The sequence below is a fragment of the Salmonella sp. SAL04202 genome, assembly GCF_046550775.1.
GTDB classification, from domain to species: Bacteria; Pseudomonadota; Gammaproteobacteria; order Enterobacterales; family Enterobacteriaceae; genus Salmonella; species Salmonella enterica.
In genome coordinates this window covers 290,138-312,575 of sequence record NZ_JBGDXK010000002.1, presented here as the reverse complement: position 1 = coordinate 312,575, position 22,438 = coordinate 290,138, and the positions used below count along the sequence as shown (strand labels likewise).

At 53.9% G+C, this 22,438-nt stretch carries 16 protein-coding genes; 12 read left to right on the top strand and 4 right to left on the bottom strand.

The features are described from left to right. Positions 1–59: 59 nt before the first annotated feature. The 4 genes from ACLJQJ_RS11740 to mutH form a co-directional block, all read right to left on the bottom strand. Positions 60–1,100 carry an NADP(H)-dependent aldo-keto reductase gene (locus ACLJQJ_RS11740; RefSeq protein ID WP_000558960.1) on the bottom strand — a complete coding sequence of 347 codons (1,041 nt, stop codon included), beginning with the start codon at positions 1,098–1,100 and terminating at the stop codon, positions 60–62. A 190-nt stretch (positions 1,101–1,290) separates the two neighbouring features. Beyond that, positions 1,291–1,509, bottom strand: a complete 219-nt coding sequence (locus tag ACLJQJ_RS11735; protein WP_000758662.1) for a YgdI/YgdR family lipoprotein — start codon at positions 1,507–1,509, stop codon at positions 1,291–1,293. A gap of 143 nt (positions 1,510–1,652) precedes the next feature. Continuing rightward, positions 1,653–2,366, bottom strand: coding sequence for a TerC family protein (locus tag ACLJQJ_RS11730; RefSeq protein ID WP_000895635.1), 714 nt, complete (start codon positions 2,364–2,366; stop codon positions 1,653–1,655). Positions 2,367–2,547: 181 nt separating this feature from the next. Further along, the gene (gene mutH / locus ACLJQJ_RS11725; protein ID WP_001274930.1) at positions 2,548–3,243 is read right to left on the bottom strand and encodes a DNA mismatch repair endonuclease MutH; all 696 of its coding nucleotides are present in this window, start codon (positions 3,241–3,243) and stop codon (positions 2,548–2,550) included. A 682-nt stretch (positions 3,244–3,925) separates the two neighbouring features. On the opposite strand from mutH, the gene rppH reads away from it, so the two are divergent. The 12 genes from rppH to recD all read left to right on the top strand — a co-directional run bounded on the left by rppH (position 3,926) and on the right by recD (position 22,348). Beyond that, a complete protein-coding gene (gene rppH / locus ACLJQJ_RS11720) occupies positions 3,926–4,456 on the top strand; it encodes an RNA pyrophosphohydrolase (protein WP_000564481.1) in 531 nt (176 codons plus the stop codon). 12 nt (positions 4,457–4,468) lie between these two features. After that, positions 4,469–6,715, top strand: coding sequence for a phosphoenolpyruvate--protein phosphotransferase (ptsP, locus tag ACLJQJ_RS11715; protein WP_000957887.1), 2,247 nt, complete (start codon positions 4,469–4,471; stop codon positions 6,713–6,715). A 215-nt stretch (positions 6,716–6,930) separates the two neighbouring features. Next, positions 6,931–7,806: a prolipoprotein diacylglyceryl transferase gene (gene lgt, locus ACLJQJ_RS11710; RefSeq protein ID WP_000204645.1), complete on the top strand. Its 876-nt coding sequence runs from the start codon at positions 6,931–6,933 to the stop codon at positions 7,804–7,806. 6 nt (positions 7,807–7,812) lie between these two features. Beyond that, positions 7,813–8,607: a thymidylate synthase gene (thyA, locus tag ACLJQJ_RS11705; RefSeq protein ID WP_000816247.1), complete on the top strand. Its 795-nt coding sequence runs from the start codon at positions 7,813–7,815 to the stop codon at positions 8,605–8,607. A gap of 184 nt (positions 8,608–8,791) precedes the next feature. After that, the gene (locus tag ACLJQJ_RS11700) at positions 8,792–9,262 is read left to right on the top strand and encodes a prepilin peptidase-dependent protein (protein WP_000744668.1); all 471 of its coding nucleotides are present in this window, start codon (positions 8,792–8,794) and stop codon (positions 9,260–9,262) included. Next, positions 9,253–9,816, top strand: coding sequence for a prepilin peptidase-dependent protein (locus tag ACLJQJ_RS11695; protein WP_063808808.1), 564 nt, complete (start codon positions 9,253–9,255; stop codon positions 9,814–9,816). Before ACLJQJ_RS11700 ends, ACLJQJ_RS11695 begins: the two co-directional genes overlap by 10 nt. Next, complete coding sequence (locus ACLJQJ_RS11690) at positions 9,813–10,220, top strand: DUF2509 family protein (RefSeq protein ID WP_001078536.1); 408 nt, start codon at positions 9,813–9,815, stop codon at positions 10,218–10,220. Before ACLJQJ_RS11695 ends, ACLJQJ_RS11690 begins: the two co-directional genes overlap by 4 nt. Then, positions 10,205–10,525, top strand: coding sequence for a prepilin-type N-terminal cleavage/methylation domain-containing protein (locus ACLJQJ_RS11685; protein ID WP_000019294.1), 321 nt, complete (start codon positions 10,205–10,207; stop codon positions 10,523–10,525). Before ACLJQJ_RS11690 ends, ACLJQJ_RS11685 begins: the two co-directional genes overlap by 16 nt. 15 nt (positions 10,526–10,540) lie before the next feature. Beyond that, complete coding sequence (recC, locus tag ACLJQJ_RS11680) at positions 10,541–13,912, top strand: exodeoxyribonuclease V subunit gamma (protein ID WP_063808807.1); 3,372 nt, start codon at positions 10,541–10,543, stop codon at positions 13,910–13,912. 177 nt (positions 13,913–14,089) lie between these two features. After that, positions 14,090–16,978 carry a pitrilysin gene (gene ptrA / locus ACLJQJ_RS11675; protein ID WP_063808806.1) on the top strand — a complete coding sequence of 963 codons (2,889 nt, stop codon included), beginning with the start codon at positions 14,090–14,092 and terminating at the stop codon, positions 16,976–16,978. Beyond that, positions 16,971–20,516, top strand: coding sequence for an exodeoxyribonuclease V subunit beta (gene recB, locus ACLJQJ_RS11670; RefSeq protein WP_063808805.1), 3,546 nt, complete (start codon positions 16,971–16,973; stop codon positions 20,514–20,516). The genes ptrA and recB overlap by 8 nt, the downstream gene beginning before the upstream one ends. Further along, on the top strand, positions 20,513–22,348 hold the full coding sequence (recD, locus tag ACLJQJ_RS11665) for an exodeoxyribonuclease V subunit alpha (protein WP_000155137.1): 1,836 nt from the start codon (positions 20,513–20,515) through the stop codon (positions 22,346–22,348). The genes recB and recD overlap by 4 nt, the downstream gene beginning before the upstream one ends. Positions 22,349–22,438: the final 90 nt, after the last annotated feature.

Below are 22,438 nucleotides of genomic sequence, written 5' to 3'. Positions count from 1 at the left end.
TTATCCGGCTTACATTGTTTCTGTAAGCCCGGAAGCGTAGCGCCACCGGGCACTGACCATCACGGCGCCGGGTAGGTATAAACCTGATGCGCCGCCTCAATCTCCGCCAGAACCTCTTCGCTTAACGTCAGATGCAGACTTTCCACATTCGTCTTGAGCTGCGCCATCGTGGTTGCGCCCAGTAACGTACTGGCGACAAACGGCTGGCGGCGAACAAAGGCCAGCGCCATCTGCGCCGGATCAAGATTGTGACGCTTCGCGATATCGACGTAGGCGGCAACGGCTTTTTGCGCCTGTTCGCCGCTGTAACGTGTGAAGCGGCTGAACAAGGTATTCCGCGCGCCTGCGGGTTTGGCCCCGTTCAGGTATTTACCGGTTAATGTGCCAAACGCCAGACAGGAGTAGGCGAGCAATTCAACACCTTCATACTGGCTGACTTCCGCCAGCCCGACCTCGTAGCTGCGGTTTAACAGGCTATAGGGGTTCTGGATCGTGACAATACGCGGCAGGTCATGTTTTTCCGCCAGATGCAGATAGCGCATAACGCCAAACGCTGTCTCATTTGAAACGCCAATATAACGAATCTTACCCGCTCGCTGAAACTCACTTAGCGCGTCTAACGTCTCCAGCAGACTTACTACTGGCGTGGAGTCCGTCCAGTTATAGCCGAGTTTACCGAAGCAGTTAGTGGGGCGCTGCGGCCAGTGCACCTGATACAAATCCAGATAGTCGGTCTGCAATCGGGTCAAACTGTCGTGTAGCGCTTCGCGAATATTTTTACGATCCAGCGCCTGATGAGGCCGGATGCCTTGATCATTATTACGTGCCGGTCCGCTAACTTTGCTGGCGATGATCAGTTTTTCACGGTTGCCGCGTTTGGCGAGCCAGTTACCGATATAGGACTCCGTCAGCCCTTGTGTTTCCGGGCGCGGCGGTACCGGATACATCTCGGCGGCATCGATAAGGTTAATGCCATTTGCGATGGCATAGTCGAGCTGTGCGTGAGCGTCGGCTTCGCTGTTTTGTTCACCAAATGTCATTGTGCCCAGCCCTAGCGTACTTACTTCGAGCGAGCTGTGGGGTATACGGTGATAGTGCATAGCCGTTTCCTTTTTATTATGAAGTCAGAAATTCCCGACAAAGGACAATAAAAATGGCAGAGGGAAGGCAAAAGGGAAAGTAAAATTGCAGGCTGCGCGGCGTAATTGTTACCGGGCGTGGTCGCCACGCACCGTTACGGGACGCAGCCTGAAGGCTTGCAGAACGCTGACCTCGATCACAGGCCACCGCTTAACGTTCGATGATTTGAGACACTTCGTCACGGTTGATTTGCATCTCGTTTCCCTGTGCATCGGTATAGCTGACCAGACCGGTATCATCGTCAACTTGCGGTTTTCCATCGGTCAGGATCATACGACCATCTTTCGTCGCCATTACATAATCGCTGCTGCATCCGGATACCGCAAAAGCCAACCCTACTGCGGAAATTACAACTGCCCACTTTTTCATCCGTTTGTCCTCACATAGCCTGCATCTGATAATAGTCTAGTAATAACGCGCAGCTCTGCATGTCGGAAGCAGCAAAATCTTAATCTGTGAGAAGAAAGGAAATAAAGTGAGTATTCGCTCCCCGGCGGGGGAGCGAGACAGGATTACAGCGGATTCTTTTTATTACGCAACAGGTTCAGGCTCTCTACTGCGATAGAGAAGAACATGGCGAAATAGATATACCCTTTCGGAACGTGAACGTCGAAACTTTCCAGAATCAGGGTAAAGCCAACCAGGATCAGAAAGGAGAGCGCCAGCATTTTTACCGACGGATGGCGATCGACAAACTCGCCGATGGGCCGTGCCGCAAACATCATGACGCCCACGGCAATAACGACTGCCGCCATCATAATAAACAGATGATCGGAGAGGCCAACCGCTGTGATAACTGAATCAAGGCTGAAAATAATATCCAGCAGCATAATCTGTACAATTGCGCCCAGGAAAGAAGAAACCCGGGTTTTTAACCCTTCTTCTTCGCCTTCGATGGACTCATGGATCTCCTTGCTGGCTTTCCAGATTAAAAATAACCCGCCCAGTAACAGAATGAGATCGCGGGCGGAAATCGCTTCGCCGAAAAGCTCAAACAGCGGATTAGTCAGACGAGTGACCCAGGCGATTGACGCCAGCAGCGCCAGGCGCATGACCATCGCCGCCGCCAACCCAAGCCGCCGTGCGTGGTTCCGTTGCGCCGTAGGAAGTTTTGCTACCACCAGAGAAAGAAAAATAATGTTGTCGATCCCAAGTACAATCTCCAGCAGCGTCAGCGTACCGAGCGCCAGCCAGGCATTAGGATCGGTTATCCATGCAAATAACATCGAACAAAGTCCTGCCAAAAAAAGAAGCGGTAATTATAGGCCCGTCGAGTGACGGGCGAAAGCCCAGGCTGAATTTGCGCAACCAGGAACGGTGTAAAATAGCGGCGACAATACGCTTACGTTTATCCGGCGTCGGCCCGATGCGTAGCCATAGCGGAGGCGCATTTGCGTGTAATGGACGTTACGGATTCTGCAATAAAAAATGGCGAGCCAGCAGCGCCTGCGTAAAATTTTTTTTCAGATAAAATCCACGCGGTAGCGTCAAAATAGGTTCCCCGCGCGCGCCGATAGCCTCGGTGAGCGCCCTGGCATTGGCGGCTTTGGGTCGCAGTTGCAAGACTTCGCCATGACGGGCGGTAATGCGTTCCACCTGGCCCAGCACTATCATGTCCATCAGCTCTTCCCAGTCGAGGCGTAGCTGCCTGTCCTCTTCTTCACTCGGACTCCAGAGTAGCGGCGAACCTACGCGGCGTTCGGCTAACGGTATGCTGCGATCGCCTTCGACCGGTACCCATAGCACGCGCTTCAATTTATGCCGTACGTGACTTGTCTCCCAGGTCACGCCGCTGTTACCGGTTAACGGCGCCACGCAAACAAAGGTTGTTTCCAGAGGACGACCCAGACTATCCACCGGGATGGTTTTCAGTTCTACGCCTAATGCGGCGAAATCCTGCTCCGGCTTGCTCCCGGCGCTGGCGCCGAGCCAGATCTCCAGCAAGACGCCGATCCAGCCTTTGTCTCGCTTCAAATCTTTAGGCGTGGTAATGCCGGCCATCGCCGCCAGCTCGCCTAACGTATAGCCGGAAAGCTGCCGCGCCTGGGCTAACAGCAATGCTTCCGAAGCAGGCGGAGTCAGTAGCGGACAAAGAGCGGACATTACCATTACCTTAGATTAAAAAATGAGCAGTGATTTTATACCGTATGGGCAGAGTTTATCTTTTTCTGTGTCTTATATTCAATAGACTGATTTTTATTGCCTTTTTTGTGTTGTTTCTTCGTGTTGCGCAACGCTGAAGCGGGTTTTCCAATTCTGGTCACTGACAATAAACAGGATCTTACACTATGTTATCCACAGAAAGTTGGGATAACTGTGTAAAACCGCCACTACTGTTTCCATTTACAGCCTTGACGTGCGACGAAAATCGAAAATTCAGACAAATAGTGCGTAAGTTATTGGCACAATCTGTGGATAAAACCGACGCTGGTTGATCTTTCATCAGCATAAGGATCTTAGATGTGATGCTGGTCACGCTTTATGAAGGTGGCATGTAAGATTTGTCTATAACACAATGAATATAAGGCACTATTTTTACTGTTTTCCGCATGAGGAATTCAGACTGTTCTGGGTTTTCCCGTGGTAATTCCATACTTCTTCACAACTATATCCACAGAAAAGGTGAATAAAATGGTGCAAGGGCGTCATCATCTGTTTATAACTCGGCTATTTACTGTGAGTTATTCAATTGTTATTAGGCTGTGTCACTATTACAGAGTGGTTTACCGCCTCACTGGAGTATGAAACAATCGTTCATATATAAGGTTTATGTTGAGGTAGTCCGGTGATTGATGACGATGGCTACCGCCCAAATGTAGGTATCGTAATTTGTAATCGTCAGGGGCAGGTGATGTGGGCCCGGCGATTTGGTCAGCACTCCTGGCAGTTCCCGCAGGGCGGGATAAATCCAGGGGAGTCGGCAGAACAGGCGATGTACCGGGAACTGTTTGAAGAAGTTGGGTTAAGCCGTAAAGATGTGCGGATCCTTGCTTCTACTCGCAACTGGTTGCGTTACAAGTTACCAAAACGTTTGGTGCGTTGGGACACAAAGCCGGTATGTATCGGCCAGAAACAAAAGTGGTTTCTTTTGCAGTTAATGAGCGCCGACGCCGAAATCAATATGCAAACCAGCAGTACGCCGGAGTTTGACGGCTGGCGCTGGGTAAGTTACTGGTATCCGGTTCGACAAGTGGTGTCATTTAAACGCGATGTCTACCGCAGGGTAATGAAAGAGTTTGCAAGTGTTGTCATGGCGCTTCAGGATAATCCCCCTAAGCTACAAAGCGCGCCTGCTTATCGACGTAAAAGAGGTTAAGCCACGCAAATTATGCTCACTCGCCTGCGCGAAATAGTCGAAAAAGTGGCCAGTGCGCCGCGTCTGAACGAGGCGCTGAATATTCTGGTCACGGATATCTGTCTTGCGATGGATACAGAGGTTTGCTCGGTTTACCTGGCCGATCATGACCGACGCTGTTATTACCTGATGGCGACGCGGGGGTTGAAAAAACCGCGTGGTCGAACCGTTGCGCTTGCGTTTGATGAGGGGATCGTCGGTCTGGTGGGCAGACTGGCGGAACCCATTAACCTTGCCGATGCGCAAAAACATCCCAGCTTTAAATACATTCCTTCGGTAAAAGAGGAGCGTTTTCGCGCGTTTCTCGGCGTGCCGATCATTCAGCGTCGCCAACTTCTCGGCGTGCTGGTCGTACAGCAGCGCGAATTGCGCCAGTACGATGAAAGCGAAGAGTCTTTCCTCGTCACGCTCGCTACGCAGATGGCGGCTATCCTGTCACAGTCGCAGGTCACAGCGCTGTTCGGGCAATACCGGCAGACGCGAATCCGCGCGCTTCCTGCGGCGCCGGGCGTGGCTATCGCAACGGGCTGGCAAGACGCGACCATGCCGCTGATGGAACAGGTTTACGAAGCGTCTACGCTGGATACCTCTCTTGAACGCGAACGATTGACCGGCGCGCTGGAAGAGGCGGCGAACGAGTTCCGACGATACAGCAAACGCTTTGCCGCCGGCGCGCAAAAAGAGACGGCGGCCATTTTCGATCTGTACTCACACCTGCTTTCAGATGCCAGACTGCGTCGCGAACTCTTCGCCGAGGTCGACAAAGGCGCTGTTGCGGAGTGGGCCGTTAAAAAAATCATCGAAAAATTTGCCGAGCAATTTGCGGCGCTAACCGATAACTACCTCAAAGAACGTGCGGGAGACTTACGCACGCTGGGGCAGCGGCTGTTATTCCACCTTGATGATTCAGTTCAGGGGCCAAACGCCTGGCCGGAACGTTTTATTCTGGTCGCGGATGAGCTGTCGGCGACCACCCTGGCGGAGCTGCCGCAGGACAGGCTGGCGGGCGTTGTGGTGCGCGACGGCGCGGCAAACTCGCATGCGGCGATTATGGTGCGCGCGCTCGGTATCCCGACCGTCATGGGCGCTGATATCCAGCCTTCGGTGCTACATCGCCGTACGTTGGTGGTGGATGGCTATCGCGGTGAATTACTGGTCGATCCTGAACCCGTGCTTATTCAGGAATATCAGCGGCTCATTAGTGAAGAGATAGAACTCAGTCGTCTGGCGGAGGACGACGTCAATCTTCCCGCCCAACTGAAAAGCGGCGAGCGAGTCAAAGTGATGCTGAATGCCGGGCTCAGTCCCGAGCATGAGGAAAAGTTAGGCAGTCGGATCGACGGTATCGGCCTGTACCGTACTGAAATTCCCTTCATGCTGCAAAGCGGGTTTCCCTCGGAAGAAGAGCAGGTGGCGCAGTATCAAGGGATGCTGCAAATGTTTAACGATAAACCGGTGACGCTGCGGACCCTGGATGTGGGAGCGGATAAGCAACTGCCCTATATGCCGATCAGCGAGGAGAACCCGTGTCTGGGCTGGCGCGGGATCCGCATTACGCTGGATCAGCCGGAGATCTTTTTGATCCAGGTCCGCGCGATGCTGCGCGCCAATGCGGCGACTGGCAACCTCAGCATTTTGCTGCCGATGGTCACCAGTATTGATGAAGTCGATGAAGCGCGGCGTCTGATCGAACGCGCCGGGCGCGAGGTCGAGGAGATGATCGGCTATGCGATCCCGAAACCGCGTATCGGCATTATGCTGGAAGTACCATCAATGGTATTTATGCTGCCGCATCTGGCTAACCGGATCGACTTTATCTCGGTCGGCACCAACGATTTAACGCAATATATCCTGGCGGTAGATCGCAACAATACCCGCGTGGCCAGTATTTACGACAGTCTGCATCCGGCTATGCTGCGCGCACTGTCCATGATCGCGCAGGAAGCCGAAAAACATGGCCTCGATCTTCGCTTGTGCGGCGAGATGGCGGGCGATCCGATGTGCGTGGCGATTCTTATCGGTCTGGGATATCGCCATCTTTCGATGAATGGCCGTTCGGTAGCGCGTGTGAAATATCTGCTGCGGCATATCGATTTTGAAGACGCGCAAACCCTTGCCAGACGCAGCCTTGAGGCGCAGATGGCGACCGAAGTGCGTCATCAGGTGGCGGCGTTTATGGAGCGCCGCGGGATGGGGGGATTGATTCGAGGAGGGTTGTAACGACTGGAGCGGGAAAAGAGAGTGACTGTGGATTCACGGCTCAGACAACACGCCTGCAAGATGAAAGACAATGCGTATACATATCTTTTAACGGTAATCGGCATCTCGCTTTTAACCCTTGTGCTATTATTCGCACCTTTGGAGCGTCTGCAACGCGCAGGCGCGCTTATCAATCGCTATCTCTTCAGCGAAATAACAAGAAATTGTGGTGACAGATGACCAGTAGCTATCTGCATTTTCCGGACTTTGATCCGGTCATTTTCTCAATTGGGCCCGTCGCGCTTCACTGGTATGGCTTGATGTATCTGGTGGGGTTCGTTTTCGCGATGTGGTTGGCGGTGCGTCGCGCTAACCGTCCGGGAAGCGGTTGGACCAAAAACGAAGTTGAAAATTTACTCTATGCAGGTTTCCTGGGGGTCTTCCTGGGGGGACGTATTGGCTATGTCCTGTTTTATAACTTCCCTCTGTTTCTGGATAACCCGCTCTATTTATTCCGCGTCTGGGACGGCGGCATGTCCTTCCACGGCGGGCTTATCGGCGTGATACTGGTGATGATTATCTTCGCCAGGCGCACGAAGCGCTCGTTCTTTCAGGTGTCTGATTTTATTGCGCCGTTAATTCCGTTCGGCCTGGGCGCCGGGCGTCTGGGCAACTTTATCAACGGTGAATTGTGGGGGCGCGTCGATCCTGACTTCCGGTTTGCCATGCTCTTTCCTGGCTCACGCGCGGAAGATATTGCGTTGCTGCCGTCACATCCGCAATGGCAGCCTATTTTTGATACCTACGGCGTATTGCCGCGCCACCCTTCCCAGTTGTATGAACTGGCATTAGAAGGCGTGGTGCTGTTTATCATCCTTAATCTCTTTATTCGCAAACCGCGTCCGATGGGCGCAGTCTCCGGATTATTCCTGATTGGCTATGGCGCGTTTCGTATCATTGTTGAATTCTTCCGCCAGCCGGACGCGCAATTTACCGGCGCGTGGGTACAGTACATCAGCATGGGGCAGATTCTCTCTATCCCGATGATTATCGCTGGCGCGATCATGATGGTTTGGGCATATCGCCGCCGCCCGCAGCAACACGTTTCCTGAGGAACCATGAAACAGTATTTAGAACTGATGCAAAAAGTGCTGGATGAAGGCACACAGAAAAACGACCGTACCGGCACCGGCACGCTTTCCATTTTTGGCCATCAGATGCGTTTTAACCTGCAGGAAGGCTTTCCTCTGGTGACGACGAAACGCTGCCATTTACGTTCAATTATTCACGAACTGCTATGGTTTTTGCAGGGCGATACCAACATCGCTTACCTGCACGAAAATAATGTCACCATCTGGGACGAATGGGCCGATGAGAACGGCGATTTAGGCCCGGTTTATGGTAAGCAGTGGCGTGCATGGCCAACACCGGATGGCCGCCATATCGATCAGATCGCCACGGTCTTAAGCCAGCTTAAAAACGACCCGGACTCTCGTCGTATTATCGTTTCTGCGTGGAACGTCGGCGAGCTGGATAAGATGGCGCTGGCGCCGTGTCACGCCTTTTTCCAGTTTTATGTCGCAGATGGAAAACTCTCCTGTCAGCTTTATCAGCGCTCCTGCGATGTGTTCCTCGGTCTGCCGTTCAACATTGCCAGCTACGCGTTACTGGTGCATATGATGGCGCAACAGTGCGACCTGGACGTCGGCGATTTTGTCTGGACCGGCGGCGACACGCACCTGTACAGCAACCATATGGAGCAGACGCACCTGCAATTAAGCCGTGAACCGCGCGCGCTGCCGAAATTGGTCATTAAGCGTAAACCCGATTCGCTTTTTGACTACCGGTTCGATGATTTCGAAATTGAAGGCTATGATCCGCACCCCGGTATTAAAGCGCCGGTCGCTATCTAAGCGCTGACGATCCTGCCATAACCGACGTCATTGCGCGTCGGTTTTTTTTACCCTTCGTCTCAATCTTCGGCGCGGATTCCTGAAATTTTGCAACGCGCTGCAAGACATGAACTTTTTTCCGTAACGCGCCGAACAATCTGTATTTGGCGCTCGTTATTTTTCTTCCGCCCGCCATACTGCCGACATGAAAAAACAACAGGGCTATACGCTCATTGAAACGGTGGTCGCGATGTCGCTCATTATCATTCTCAGCGCCACAGGACTTTATGGCTGGCAACGCTGGCAGCAGCAACAGCGCCTGTGGCAAACCGCATGTCAGGTGCGGGATTACCTGCTGCAACTTCGTGAGGACGCTCACTGGCATAACCGCGATCACATTCTTCGCGTGGTCAGCGAAGGCGGTTCATGGTGCTTTGTCAGCTCTGTTGCTACGCAAACATCGTGTACGCCATCTTCCCCCTTTGTGTTTACGCCCGACTGGCGTGATGTCGTCCTTGCCGATATCACGCCGTCGTTAGCCTTCTTTGGCTTGCGCAATACGGCATGGGCAGGGCACATCGTACTGAAAAACGCTGCCGGAGAGTGGCGTCTGGTCGTCTCCTCCTGGGGGCGAATCAGGCTATGCGAGCGTAATGAGGCCGCCACGTGTCAATAACCACGCGGGGGTTCTCGCTACTGGAAGTTGTGCTGGCGATGGCGATAGGTTCCATTTTACTGCTTGGGTCCGCACGATTTTTACCGGCGCTACAGCGTGAAATCTGGCACAACACGCGACAGTTATCGCTGGAAGATGAAATCTGGCAGCGAACCTATACCGTAGCGAAGCATCTTCAACGTGCGGGTTACTGTCATGGCCACTGTATTGGCGAAGGGTTACATCTTGCCGAACAGGGGCAATGCGTCATCGTTCAGTGGGACGGGAATAATAACGGTGTCTGGGATGCCATACCGGCGAAAGAGGCCGACCAGACCGGGTTTCGTGTGAAGGATAACGTTCTGGAGACATTACGCGGAGCAACATCTTGCCAGGGTAAGGGATGGGAAAAAATGACCGATCCCAATACGGTACTCATCACGGCGTTTACCGTTGAGCGCCGGGATATAACGGGATTCTCGCCAGTGCTCATGCTGCATCTGCGCGGCGCCAGCAAAGCCGAGCCTCAGACGGTTATTGACGCGCAATACAGCGTAACGGGATTTAATCTGTGAATCGGGAACGTGGCGCTTCTTCGCTAATACTGGCGCTTTTAATACTGATTCTGGGCAGTCTGCTACTGCAAGGCGTAAATCAGCAGCAGGCCAGCTATGCCGCCCGCGTGACGACGCAGAGCATGGCGATACAACGCCAGGCGCTCGTACAGTCGGCGCTGGAATGGGGGCGGGGGCAGCTATGGTCAGGCGTAACCGAAATGGAATGTCGGCGCTATTCCTCTTCAGGAGCAAGAGTCTGTTTGCGGAGATTATCGGGGGATGAGGTGGTGATGGCGGCGCAAGATGACGGCATGACGTTATGGCGTTTGGGCAACGTCATTCAGGGAAGCATTGTCTTTTCTCCCCACGGCTGGAGTGATTTTTGTCCGTTAAAAGAGGTGGCGTTATGTCGCATCCCCTGAATTTACAACGCGGGTTTAGCCTCCCGGAAGTTTTAGTGGCGATGGTTCTAATGGTAATGATCGTCACCGCGCTGTCAGGCTATCAGCGGGTATTAATGCACAGTTTTGCATTACGACACCAGTATCTCCAGATCTGGCGGCAGGCGTGGCAGCAAACGGCGCTGTATCCATTTTCGCCTGCTGAAGGCTGGAAGGCCAACCGGATGCAGACAACGCAATCGGGATGTGTCAGCATCAGCGTCACGATGGTTTCACCCTCTGGCAGGCAGGGGCAGATGACGCGCTTGCATTGTCCAAATCGTTAATCGTCAGGAGTAATTATGTTAAGGGTCTACCACTCCAATCGTCTGGATGTGCTGGAAGCGTTGATGGAATTCATCGTCGAACGCGAGCGGCTGGATGATCCCTTTGAACCAGAAATGATTCTGGTACAAAGCACGGGTATGGCGCAGTGGCTGCAGATGACCCTTTCACAAAAGTTTGGTATTGCGGCGAATATCGCTTTTCCGTTACCGGCGAGTTTTATCTGGGAGATGTTTGTCCGCGTGTTGCCGGATATCCCCAAAGAAAGCGCTTTCAGCAAACAAAGCATGAGCTGGAAACTGATGACCTTGCTGCCGCAGTTGCTGGATAAGGATGAGTTTGTACTGCTGCGCCATTATCTGACCGACGACACCGATAAACGCAAACTCTTTCAGCTTTCCGCGCGCGCCGCCGACCTGTTCGATCAGTATCTGGTTTATCGGCCTGACTGGCTTACGCAGTGGGAAGCGGGAAAAACTGTGGAAGGTCTGGGGGAGGCGCAAAACTGGCAGGCGCCGCTGTGGAAAGCATTGGTGGAATATACCGCCGCGCTGGGGCAGCCGCGCTGGCATCGCGCCAATCTCTACCAACGCTTTATTCAAACGCTGGAGAGCGCGACCGCCTGCCCGCCAGGGTTGCCGTCCCGCGTTTTTATTTGCGGCATTTCCGCGTTACCGCCAGTGTATCTCAGCGCATTGCAGGCGCTGGGTAAACATATTGAAATCCATCTCCTTTTTACTAATCCGTGTCGGTATTACTGGGGGGATATTAAAGACCCAGCCTGGCTGGCAAAACTCATGGCTCGCCAGCGTCGTCACAGTTTTGAAGACCGTCATTTACCGCTGTTCCGTGAAAATCAGAATCCGGAAGCCTTATTTAACAGCGACGGTGAACAGGATATCGGTAATCCGCTACTGGCCTCATGGGGAAAACTGGGGCGGGATTATATCTACCTGCTATCTGAACTGGAAAACAGCCAGGAGCTGGATGCGTTTGTTGATATTACGCCAGATAATCTTTTGCATCGGATTCAGGCGGATATCCTTGAACTGGAAAGCCATGAGGTGGCGGGCGTAAATCTTGAGGAGTATTCGCGCAGCGACAATAAGCGTCTGCTCGATCCTGAGGATAACAGCCTCTCTTTTCACGTTTGTCACAGCCCGCAGCGCGAGGTGGAAATACTGCACGATCGCCTGCTGGCGATGCTGGAAGCCGATCCGACACTAACGCCGCGCGACATTATCGTTATGGTGGCTGATATTGACAGCTATAGCCCGTTTATCCAGGCGGTATTTGGTAGCGCGCCAACGGAGCGCTATCTGCCTTATGCCATTTCCGATCGGCGGGCGCGTCAGTCACATCCGGTGTTACAGGCATTTATCAGCCTACTTTCGTTACCGGACAGCCGCTTTGTCTCCGAGGATGTTCTGGCGTTGTTAGACGTACCGGTATTGGCTGCCCGCTTTACGATCAACGAAGAAGGGTTGCGTTATTTGCGCTTGTGGGTCAATGAGTCAGGCATTCGCTGGGGAATTGACGATGACAACGTACGAGAGCTGGAACTTCCTGCCACGGGGCAGCATACATGGCAATTTGGCCTGACGCGTATGCTGCTGGGGTATGCGATGGAAAGCGCCCAGGGCGAGTGGCAGTCGGTTCTGCCTTATGACGAATCCAGCGGTCTGATTGCTGAGCTGGTCGGGCATCTGGCTTCGCTGCTGATGCAGCTTAATATCTGGCGGCGCGGTCTGGCGCAGGAGCGACCGCTGGAAGAGTGGTTGCCCGTTTGTCGCGATATGCTCAATGATTTCTTCCTGCCCGATGCGGACACGGAAGCGGCAATGACATTGATTGAACAGCAGTGGCAGGCCATTATCGCCGAAGGCGTCGCGGCGGAATATGGCGACGCGGTACCGATTTCGCTACTGCGGGATGAACTGGCGCAGCGTCTGGATCAGGAACGTATTAGCCAGCGCTTCCTGGCGGGCCCCATCAATATTTGTACGCTGATGCCGATGCGTTCCATTCCGTTCAGAGTCGTTTGCCTGCTGGGAATGAACGACGGCGTATACCCGCGCCAGCTTGCGCCGTTGGGCTTTGACCTGATGAGCCAAAAACCCATGCGCGGGGATCGAAGCCGTCGCGACGATGACCGCTACCTGTTTCTGGAAGCGTTAATCTCGGCGCAGCAGACGTTGTATATCAGCTACATCGGTCGCTCCATCCAGGATAATAGCGAACGCTTTCCCTCTGTACTGGTGCAAGAATTGGTGGATTACATCGGGCAAAGCCACTATTTGCCGGGCGACGAAACGCTGACCTGTGATGAGAGCGAAGCACGAGTCAAAGCGCATATTACGCGTCTGCATACCCGTATGCCTTTTGATGCGCAAAATTACCAACCCGGCGAACAGCAAAGTTATGCCAGAGAGTGGTTGCCTGCGGCGAGTCAGTCGGGGAAAGCGCATTCTGACTTTGTGCAGCCGCTTCCTTTTACGATGCCGGAAACATTGACTCTGGAAAGTCTGCAGCGTTTTTGGGCCCATCCGGTACGCGCATTTTTTCAGATGCGGCTTCAGGTTAATTTCCGCTCGGAAGAGAGTGAGATTCCTGATGCGGAACCGTTTGAATTAGAGGGATTGACGCGGTATCAACTTAACCAACAGTTGCTCAATACGCTGGTTGAAGAGGACGACGCCGAACGCTTGTTCCGCCGTTTCCGGGCTGCGGGAGAGTTGCCTTACGGCGCGTTTGGCGAAATATTCTGGGATGCGCAATGTCAGGAGATGCAGCAACTGGCAAGCCGGGTCATCGCCTGTCGTAAGCCGAGCCAAAGCCTGGAAGTGGATCTGCTTTGCAATGGCGTTCAGCTAACCGGCTGGCTACCGCAGGTACAGGAGGATGGATTATTGCGCTGGCGTCCCGCTTTAATCAGCGTGGCGCAAGGTGTGCAACTTTGGCTGGAACACCTTGTCTATTGTGCCAGCGGCGGGAGTGGCGAAAGTCGCCTGTTTTTGCGCAAAGAGGGAGAATGGCGATTTCCGCCTCTTGATAAAACGCAGGCAATGGCTTACCTGGCGCAACTGATTGAAGGCTACCGGGAAGGCATGTCTTCTCCGCTATTGGTACTGCCGGAAAGCGGCGGCGCATGGATAAAAGCCTGTTATGACGCTGAAAATGATGTCATGTTAGACGACGATGATACCTTACAGAAGGCCAGGACAAAGTTTTTACAGGCTTATGAAGGCAACATGATGGTGAGCGGCGAAGGCGAAGATATCTGGTATCAACGTCTTTGGCGTCAGCTGGAATCTGAAACGTTGCAGGCTATCATTGCGCAGTCCCGGCATTACCTGTTACCGCTGTTTCGTTTTAATCAGTCTCGTTGATTGTATGAAAATCGCGCCATTAAAAGGCTTCGACTATGATGCGCTCTTCGTCACGGACTGATTACTGATAAAAAAATGCTGCCTGGTTCAGCACAATAATATCCCGTTCCGCTCAGGTCGATGGTTTACGTGACCATACAGATGAGTGGGAATGAAAGTTAATGATGAGGTCCGTGAATGCCCCGCAGCACCTGGTTCAAAGCGTTATTGTTATTGGTCGCCCTCTGGGGGCCTGCAGTTCAGGCGGATATCGGTTGGCAACCGCTGCAAGAAACTATCCGTAAAAGCGATAAAGATACCCGGCAGTATCAGGCGATACGTCTTGATAATGACATGGTGGTGTTGCTGGTATCCGATCCGCAGGCTGTAAAGTCGCTTTCTGCGTTAGTGGTGCCCGTTGGATCGCTTGAAGATCCTGAGGCTCATCAGGGGCTTGCTCATTATCTTGAGCATATGTGCCTGATGGGGTCAAAAAAATATCCGCAGGCGGATAGCCTTGCCGAATACCTTAAAAGACATGGCGGTAGCCACAACGCCAGCACCGCGCCTTATCGAACAGCCTTCTACCTGGAGGTTGAAAACGACGCGCTTCCAGGCGCCGTAGATCGCCTGGCCGACGCCATTGCCGCGCCATTGCTCGATAAAAAGTATGCCGAACGCGAACGAAACGCGGTGAATGCCGAGCTGACGATGGCGCGCACCCGCGACGGTATGCGTATGGCGCAGGTAAGCGCCGAAACCATTAACCCGGCGCATCCAGGCTCGCACTTTTCTGGCGGAAATCTGGAAACGTTAAGCGATAAGCCGGGAAATCCGGTGCAACAGGCGTTGATCGCTTTTCATGAAAAATACTATTCATCTAATCTGATGAAGGCGGTGATTTACAGTAATAAACCCTTGCCGGAGCTGGCGCGTATTGCCGCCGCAACCTATGGTCGCGTGCCGAATAAACAGATTAAAAAACCGGAAATTAACGTACCTGTCATCACCGAGGCGCAGAAGGGCATCATTATTCATTACGTGCCGGCGCTACCGCGTAAAGTGCTGCGCGTGGAGTTTCGTATTGATAACAATAGCGCGCAGTTCCGTAGCAAGACCGATGAACTGGTCTCTTATCTGATTGGCAATCGTAGCCCGGGGACGCTCTCTGACTGGCTGCAAAAACAAGGACTGGTCGAAGGTATTAGCGCGGATTCCGATCCGATTGTTAATGGTAACAGCGGCGTATTTGCCATTTCGGCAACGCTGACTGATAAAGGTTTGGCCAATCGTGATAAAGTCGTCGCAGCTATCTTTAGCTATCTCAATACGTTACGTGAAAAAGGGATAGATAAACGTTACTTTGACGAGCTGGCGCATGTGCTGGATCTCGACTTCCGCTATCCGTCGATTACCCGCGATATGGACTATGTCGAATGGCTGGCGGACACTATGATCCGCGTCCCGGTAGCGCATACGCTGGATGCGGCGAATATCGCCGATCGTTACGATCCTGCCGCTATCAAAAATCGCCTGGCGATGATGACGCCGCAGAATGCGCGCATCTGGTACATCAGTCCCCAGGAACCCCATAATAAGACGGCGTATTTTGTGGATGCGCCTTATCAGGTCGATAAGATTAGCGAACAGACGTTTAAAAACTGGCAGCAAAAAGCACAGGGCATTGCGTTGTCGCTGCCGGAGTTAAACCCCTATATTCCTGATGATTTTACGCTTGTTAAGAATGACAAAAACTACGTGCGGCCAGAACTGATTGTCGATAAAGCGGATTTGCGCGTGGTTTATGCGCCGAGTCGTTATTTCGCCAGCGAGCCAAAAGCTGACGTGAGCGTGGTATTGCGTAACCCGCAGGCGATGGACAGCGCCCGCAATCAGGTACTGTTCGCCCTTAATGATTATCTGGCGGGAATGGCGCTCGATCAGCTCAGCAACCAGGCGGCAGTGGGCGGCATTAGCTTTTCCACTAACGCCAACAATGGTCTGATGGTCACTGCGAACGGTTATACCCAGCGTTTGCCGCAGCTTTTCCTGGCGTTGCTGGAAGGATATTTTAGCTACGACGCCACGGAGGAACAGCTGGCGCAGGCGAAATCCTGGTATACGCAGATGATGGATTCTGCGGAGAAGGGAAAAGCCTACGAACAGGCGATTATGCCGGTGCAGATGATTTCGCAGGTGCCTTATTTTTCCCGTGATGAACGTCGCGCTTTACTGCCGTCCATTACGTTGAAAGAGGTAATGGCCTATCGTAATGCGTTAAAAACGGGCGCTCGTCCGGAATTTCTGGTTATAGGGAATATGAGCGAAGCCCAGGCGACCTCTCTGGCGCAAGATGTTCAAAAACAGCTCGCGGCGAACGGATCGGCGTGGTGTCGTAACAAAGACGTGGTGGTTGAGAAAAAGCAGTCCGTAATATTTGAAAAAGCGGGCAGTAGCACCGACTCCGCGTTAGCAGCGGTCTTTGTCCCGGTCGGCTACGACGAGTACGTCAGCGCCGCCTACAGCGCGATGTTAGGTCAGATTGTTCAACCGTGGTTTTACAATCAGCTACGAACCGAAGAGCAACTGGGATACGCCGTTTTTGCCTTTCCGATGAGCGTTGGCCGTCAGTGGGGAATGGGATTCCTGCTACAGAGCAACGATAAACAGCCCTCTTACCTGTGGCAACGCTACCAGGCATTTTTCCCTGACGCCGAGGCGAAGCTGAGGGCGATGAAGCCGGAAGAGTTCGCCCAAATTCAGCAGGCGATCATTACGCAAATGCGCCAGGCGCCGCAAACGTTGGGCGAAGAAGCATCCCGTTTAAGCAAGGATTTCGATCGGGGTAATATGCGCTTTGACTCGCGTGATAAAATCATCGCTCAGATAAAATTGCTGACGCCACAAAAGCTTGCCGACTTCTTCCACCTGGCGGTGGTGGAACCACAAGGTATGGCAATATTGTCACAGATTGCCGGTAGCCAGAATGGAAAAGCAGAATACGTGCATCCGACAGGCTGGAAAGTGTGGGATAACGTCAGCGCATTGCAGCAAACGTTACCTCTAATGAGCGAAAAGAATGAATGATGTCGCCGAGACTCTTGATCCTCTACGCTTGCCCCTGACAGGCGAGCGTTTGATTGAAGCATCAGCGGGCACAGGCAAAACGTTTACTATCGCGGCGCTGTATCTGCGGTTATTGCTCGGCCTGGGCGGCAGTGCCGCATTTCCCCGCCCGTTGACCGTTGAAGAACTGCTGGTGGTAACCTTTACGGAGGCCGCCACTGAAGAGCTGCGTGGGCGAATCCGCAGTAATATCCATGAGTTGCGCATCGCCTGTCTGCGGGAAAGCACGGATAATCCGCTTTATGCCCGCTTGCTGGAAGAAATTAGCGACAAAAAGCAGGCCGCACAGTGGTTATTACTGGCGGAACGACAAATGGACGAGGCCGCGGTTTTTACCATCCACGGTTTTTGCCAGCGTATGCTCAGCCTGAACGCTTTCGAATCCGGTATGTTGTTTGAGCAACAGCTTATTGAAGACGAATCTTTGTTGCGTTATCAGGCCTGCGCCGATTTCTGGCGGCGTCATTGCTATCCGCTGCCGCGCGACATCGCGCAGGTGGTGTTTGACGTGTGGAAGGGACCGAAGGCGCTCTTAAAGGATATCGATCGTTATCTGCAGGGCGAAGCGCCGGTCATTAAAGCGCCGCCATCGCAGGAGGAGACGCTGGCATCGCGTCATGAACAGATCCTGGCGCGCATCAACCAGGTGAAGCAGCAGTGGTGTGAGGCGGTTAGCGAGCTGGACGCGCTGATCGAATCATCCGGCATCGATCGCAGAAAGTTCAACCGCGGCAATCAGGCGAAATGGATCGAAAAGATCACCGCGTGGGCGCAAGAAGAGACCAAAAATTATCAATTACCCGAGGCGTTGGGAAAATTTTCACAGCGTTTTTTAGCTGAGCGCACCAAAGCTGGCGGCGTGACGCCCCAGCACCCATTGTTTGTCGCCATTGATAACCTGTTGGGCGAACCGCTATCGATTAAAGATCTGGTTCTTACCCGAGCGCTATCAGAGATCCGTGAAACGGTGGCTCAGGAAAAACGCCGGCGCGGCGAGCTGGGGTTTGACGATATGCTCAGCCGTTTAGATACCGCGCTGCGTAGTGAAAGCGGCGAGGCGCTGGCTGCGGCGATTCGTACCCGTTTTCCGGTGGCGATGATCGATGAATTTCAGGATACCGACCCACAGCAGTACCGTATTTTTCGCCGTATCTGGCGACATCAACCCGATACGGCGCTATTGCTGATTGGCGATCCTAAACAGGCGATTTATGCGTTTCGTGGCGCGGATATCTTTACCTACATGAAGGCTCGCAGCGAAGTGAGCGCGCACTATACCCTTGACACTAACTGGCGCTCCGCGCCGGGGATGGTGAATAGCGTTAACAAGCTGTTCAGTCAGATGAACGACGCCTTTATGTTCCGCGATATTCCCTTCAGTCCGGTAAAGTTTGCGCCCAGAAACCAGTCGCTGCAATTTAAAGTGAATGACGCGCCTCAACCGGCGATGACCCTGTGGCTAATGGAGGGGGAAAGCTGCGGTTCGGGCGATTATCAAAGTTATATGGCGCAGGTGTGCGCCACGCAAATTCGCGACTGGCTGCGTGCCGGGCAAACGGGCGACGCGCTGCTGACGAACGGCGATTCGTCGCGGCCCGTTCGCGCCTCGGATATCAGCGTGCTGGTGCGCAGCAGGCGGGAAGCCGCGCTGATACGGGATGCGCTGACCTTACTGGCGATCCCCTCCGTCTATCTTTCTAACCGCGACAGCGTATTCGAAACGCTCGAAGCGCAGGAGATGCTGTGGGTGTTGCAGGCGGTGATGGCGCCCGAACGTGAAAATACGTTGCGTAGCGCTCTGGCGACATCAATGATGGGCCTTACCGCGCTGGATATCGAAACGCTTAACAATGATGAAAATGCGTGGGATGCGGTTGTTGAAGAGTTTGATGGCTACCGACAGATTTGGCATAAACGCGGCGTGATGCCTATGCTGCGCGCGCTAATATCGGCGCGCAATATTGCTGAAAACCTGCTGGCGACGGCGGGAGGTGAACGTCGGCTGACGGATATTCTGCATATTAGCGAGCTGTTACAGGAAGCCGGTTCGCAGCTGGAAAGCGAACATGCGCTGGTGCGTTGGCTGGCGCAACATATCCTTGAACCCGATAGCAATGCTTCCAGCCAGCAACTACGTCTGGAAAGCGATAAGCATCTGGTGCAAATCGTCACCATTCATAAATCGAAAGGTCTGGAATACCCGCTGGTCTGGTTACCTTTTATCACCCATTTCCGCGTGCAGGACCAGGCTTTTTATCACGACAGGCACTCCTACGAGGCGGTGCTGGACCTTAGTCACGCCGAAGAGAGCATAGCACTGGCGGAAGCCGAACGCCTGGCGGAAGACCTGCGCCTACTTTATGTCGCGCTGACCCGTGCAGTGTGGCATTGCAGCCTCGGCGTCGCGCCGCTGGTACGGCGTCGCAGCGATAAGAAAGGCGAGACGGATGTGCACCAAAGCGCGCTTGGGCGACTCCTGCAAAAAGGCGAACCGATGGATGCCGCAGGCCTTCGCGCCTGTATTGAGGCGCTATGCGACGAGGATATCGTGTGTCGAACGCCAGGCAATACGGATAACGACCGCTGGCAAATTGCCGCTGCATCGCACGCGGAACTCAGCGCCAGAACGTTGCAACGCCTGCTTTATGATAGCTGGCGCGTCACCAGTTATTCCGGTTTGCAGCAGCGGGGACATAGCGTGGCGCAAGATCTTATTCCTCGTCTCGACATTGACGCCGCAGGCGTTGGCGAAGCGGCGGAAGCGCCGGCAATGACGCCGCATCACTTTCCTCGCGGGGCATCGCCGGGAACATTTTTGCACAGCCTGTTTGAAGAGCTTGATTTTACTCAACCGATAAACCCCCAATGGGTACAGGAAAAACTGGAGCTGAGTGGTTTTGAAACGCGATGGGAGCCCGTACTTACCCGCTGGCTGGACACCGTGTTGCACGTTCCCCTTAACGAGACGGGCGTTAGTCTGAGCGTGCTGACCGAGCGTGAAAAACAGGTCGAAATGGAGTTTTATCTGCCGATTGCCCAGCCGCTTACCGCCGGAGAGCTGGATGCGTTGATTCGTCGATACGACCCGCTTTCAGCAGGTTGCCCTGCGCTGGATTTTATGCAGGTTCGCGGCATGTTAAAGGGCTTTATCGACCTGGTGTTCCGTTATGAGGGGCGCTATTACCTGCTCGACTATAAATCTAACTGGCTGGGCGAGGATAGCGCCGCTTATACCCAGACGGCGATGGCTGCGGCGATGCAGGCGCATCGCTATGATTTGCAGTACCAGCTTTATACGCTGGCATTGCACCGTTACCTTCGTCATCGCATGGCGAATTACGACTATGAACGCCATTTCGGCGGCGTCATCTATCTCTTTTTACGCGGGGTGGATAGCGAACGTCCGCAGCAGGGTATTTTTACCACTCGCCCTGCGGCGGCGTTAATTAACCAACTGGATGATATGTTTGCAGGTGAAATGAGTGAGGAGGCGCAATGACAATCCAGGAGCGGTTGCTGGAGGCCGTTGAACAAAAACTCTTACGGCCCATTGATGCCCAGTTTGCTTTAACCGTCGCCGGTAACGACGATCCCGCCGTGACGCTGGCGGCAGCGCTGCTTAGTCATGACGCAGGTGAAGGTCACGTGTGTCTGCCGTTGTCGCGTTTAACGTTAACGGAGGAGGCGCATCCCTTACTGGTCGCCTGGATAAGCGAAACGGCTACGCCAATCGACTGGAAAAAGCGGTTACTGGCGTCTGCGGCGGTTAGCTGCGGCGATAGCCCCGCGCCGTTAATTCTGTGCGGCGATCGTCTCTACCTGAATCGCATGTGGTGCAACGAGCGTACGGTTGCGCGCTTTTTTAACGAGGTTAACCAGGCCATCGCCGTAGATGAAGATCAGTTATCCCGTATTCTGGACGCGCTATTCCCTCCGACAGACGAGGTGAACTGGCAAAAGGTGGCCGCCGCCGTAGCGCTCACTCGCCGTATCTCCGTGATTTCAGGCGGTCCCGGTACCGGTAAAACCACCACCGTCGCGAAGCTGCTGGCGGCATTAATTCAAATGGCGGATGGCGAACGTTGCCGTATCCGGCTGGCGGCGCCGACCGGGAAAGCGGCCGCACGCCTGACGGAGTCGCTCGGCGCGGCGTTGCGTCAGCTTCCTCTTACCGATGCGCAGAAAAAGCGTATACCGGAGGACGCCAGTACGCTGCACCGACTGCTGGGCGCACAGCCCGGCAGCCAGCGATTACGCCATCATGCGGGCAACCCGCTGCATCTGGACGTGCTGGTGGTCGATGAAGCATCAATGATTGATTTGCCGATGATGTCACGTTTGATTGACGCTCTGCCGCCGCACGGGCGGGTCATTTTTCTTGGCGATCGCGATCAGTTGGCATCCGTTGAGGCGGGCGCTGTGTTGGGCGATATTTGCGCCTATGTCAACGCAGGGTTTACGGCGGAACGCGCCCGACAGCTAAGTCGACTAACAGGGAGCGCCATTCCGGCGGGGGCCGGAACGCAAGCCGCGTCTTTACGCGATAGCCTCTGTTTGTTGCAAAAGAGCTACCGTTTCGGCAGCGATTCTGGCATCGGCAAGCTGGCGGCGGCAATTAACTGCGGCGACAGGTCGGCAATCCAGGCTGTTTTTCAGCAGGGGTTTAGCGATATAGAGAAGCGTACATTGCAAAGTAGCGACGATTATGCCGGGATGCTGGATGAAGCGCTGGCGGGCTATGGTCGCTACCTGCGGTTGCTGCATGAAAAAGCAACGCCGGAGGCAATCCTTCAGGCTTTCAATGAGTATCAACTGCTTTGCGCGCTGCGCGAAGGCCCATTTGGCGTGAGGGGACTGAATGACCGCATTGAGCAGGCGATGGTGCAGCAACGAAAAATTCAGCGGCATCCGCACTCTCGCTGGTATGAAGGGCGTCCGGTAATGATTGCGCGCAACGATAGCGCGTTGGGGCTATTTAACGGCGATATTGGTATTGCGCTCGATCGCGGGCAGGGGTTACGCGTCTGGTTTGTGATGCCGGACGGCACGATCAAGTCCGTTCAGCCCAGCCGTCTGCCGGAACATGATACAACCTGGGCGATGACGGTACATAAATCACAGGGGTCTGAATTTGATCACGCCGCACTGATTTTACCCAGCCAGCGTTCGCCGGTCGTGACGCGGGAGCTGGTGTATACCGCGGTTACGCGGGCGCGGCGGCGGTTATCGCTGTATGCCGATGAACGGATCCTGGCAGGCGCGATTGTGACGCGTACGGAACGGCGCAGCGGGTTAGCCACCTTATTTGATGAAGTCAGTCGTACCGGATAAGACGAGTTCTCGCCGGATGGCGACGCGTAGCGTCTTATCCGGCCTCCAAATGATGCTTTCGAGCGTAGGCCTGATAAGCGCAGCGCCATC

Coding starts and splice junctions, on each gene's coding strand:
- ptsP (WP_000957887.1), top strand. CDS start 4,469: ATGCTCACTCGCCTGCGCGAAATAGTCGAAAAAGTGGCCAGTGCGCCG.
- ACLJQJ_RS11740 (WP_000558960.1), bottom strand. CDS start 1,100: ATGCACTATCACCGTATACCCCACAGCTCGCTCGAAGTAAGTACGCTA.
- ptrA (WP_063808806.1), top strand. CDS start 14,090: ATGCCCCGCAGCACCTGGTTCAAAGCGTTATTGTTATTGGTCGCCCTC.
- recC (WP_063808807.1), top strand. CDS start 10,541: ATGTTAAGGGTCTACCACTCCAATCGTCTGGATGTGCTGGAAGCGTTG.
- thyA (WP_000816247.1), top strand. CDS start 7,813: ATGAAACAGTATTTAGAACTGATGCAAAAAGTGCTGGATGAAGGCACA.
- mutH (WP_001274930.1), bottom strand. CDS start 3,243: ATGTCCGCTCTTTGTCCGCTACTGACTCCGCCTGCTTCGGAAGCATTG.
- ACLJQJ_RS11700 (WP_000744668.1), top strand. CDS start 8,792: ATGAAAAAACAACAGGGCTATACGCTCATTGAAACGGTGGTCGCGATG.
- ACLJQJ_RS11730 (WP_000895635.1), bottom strand. CDS start 2,366: ATGTTATTTGCATGGATAACCGATCCTAATGCCTGGCTGGCGCTCGGT.
- ACLJQJ_RS11735 (WP_000758662.1), bottom strand. CDS start 1,509: ATGAAAAAGTGGGCAGTTGTAATTTCCGCAGTAGGGTTGGCTTTTGCG.
- lgt (WP_000204645.1), top strand. CDS start 6,931: ATGACCAGTAGCTATCTGCATTTTCCGGACTTTGATCCGGTCATTTTC.
- recD (WP_000155137.1), top strand. CDS start 20,513: ATGACAATCCAGGAGCGGTTGCTGGAGGCCGTTGAACAAAAACTCTTA.
- recB (WP_063808805.1), top strand. CDS start 16,971: ATGAATGATGTCGCCGAGACTCTTGATCCTCTACGCTTGCCCCTGACA.
- ACLJQJ_RS11685 (WP_000019294.1), top strand. CDS start 10,205: ATGTCGCATCCCCTGAATTTACAACGCGGGTTTAGCCTCCCGGAAGTT.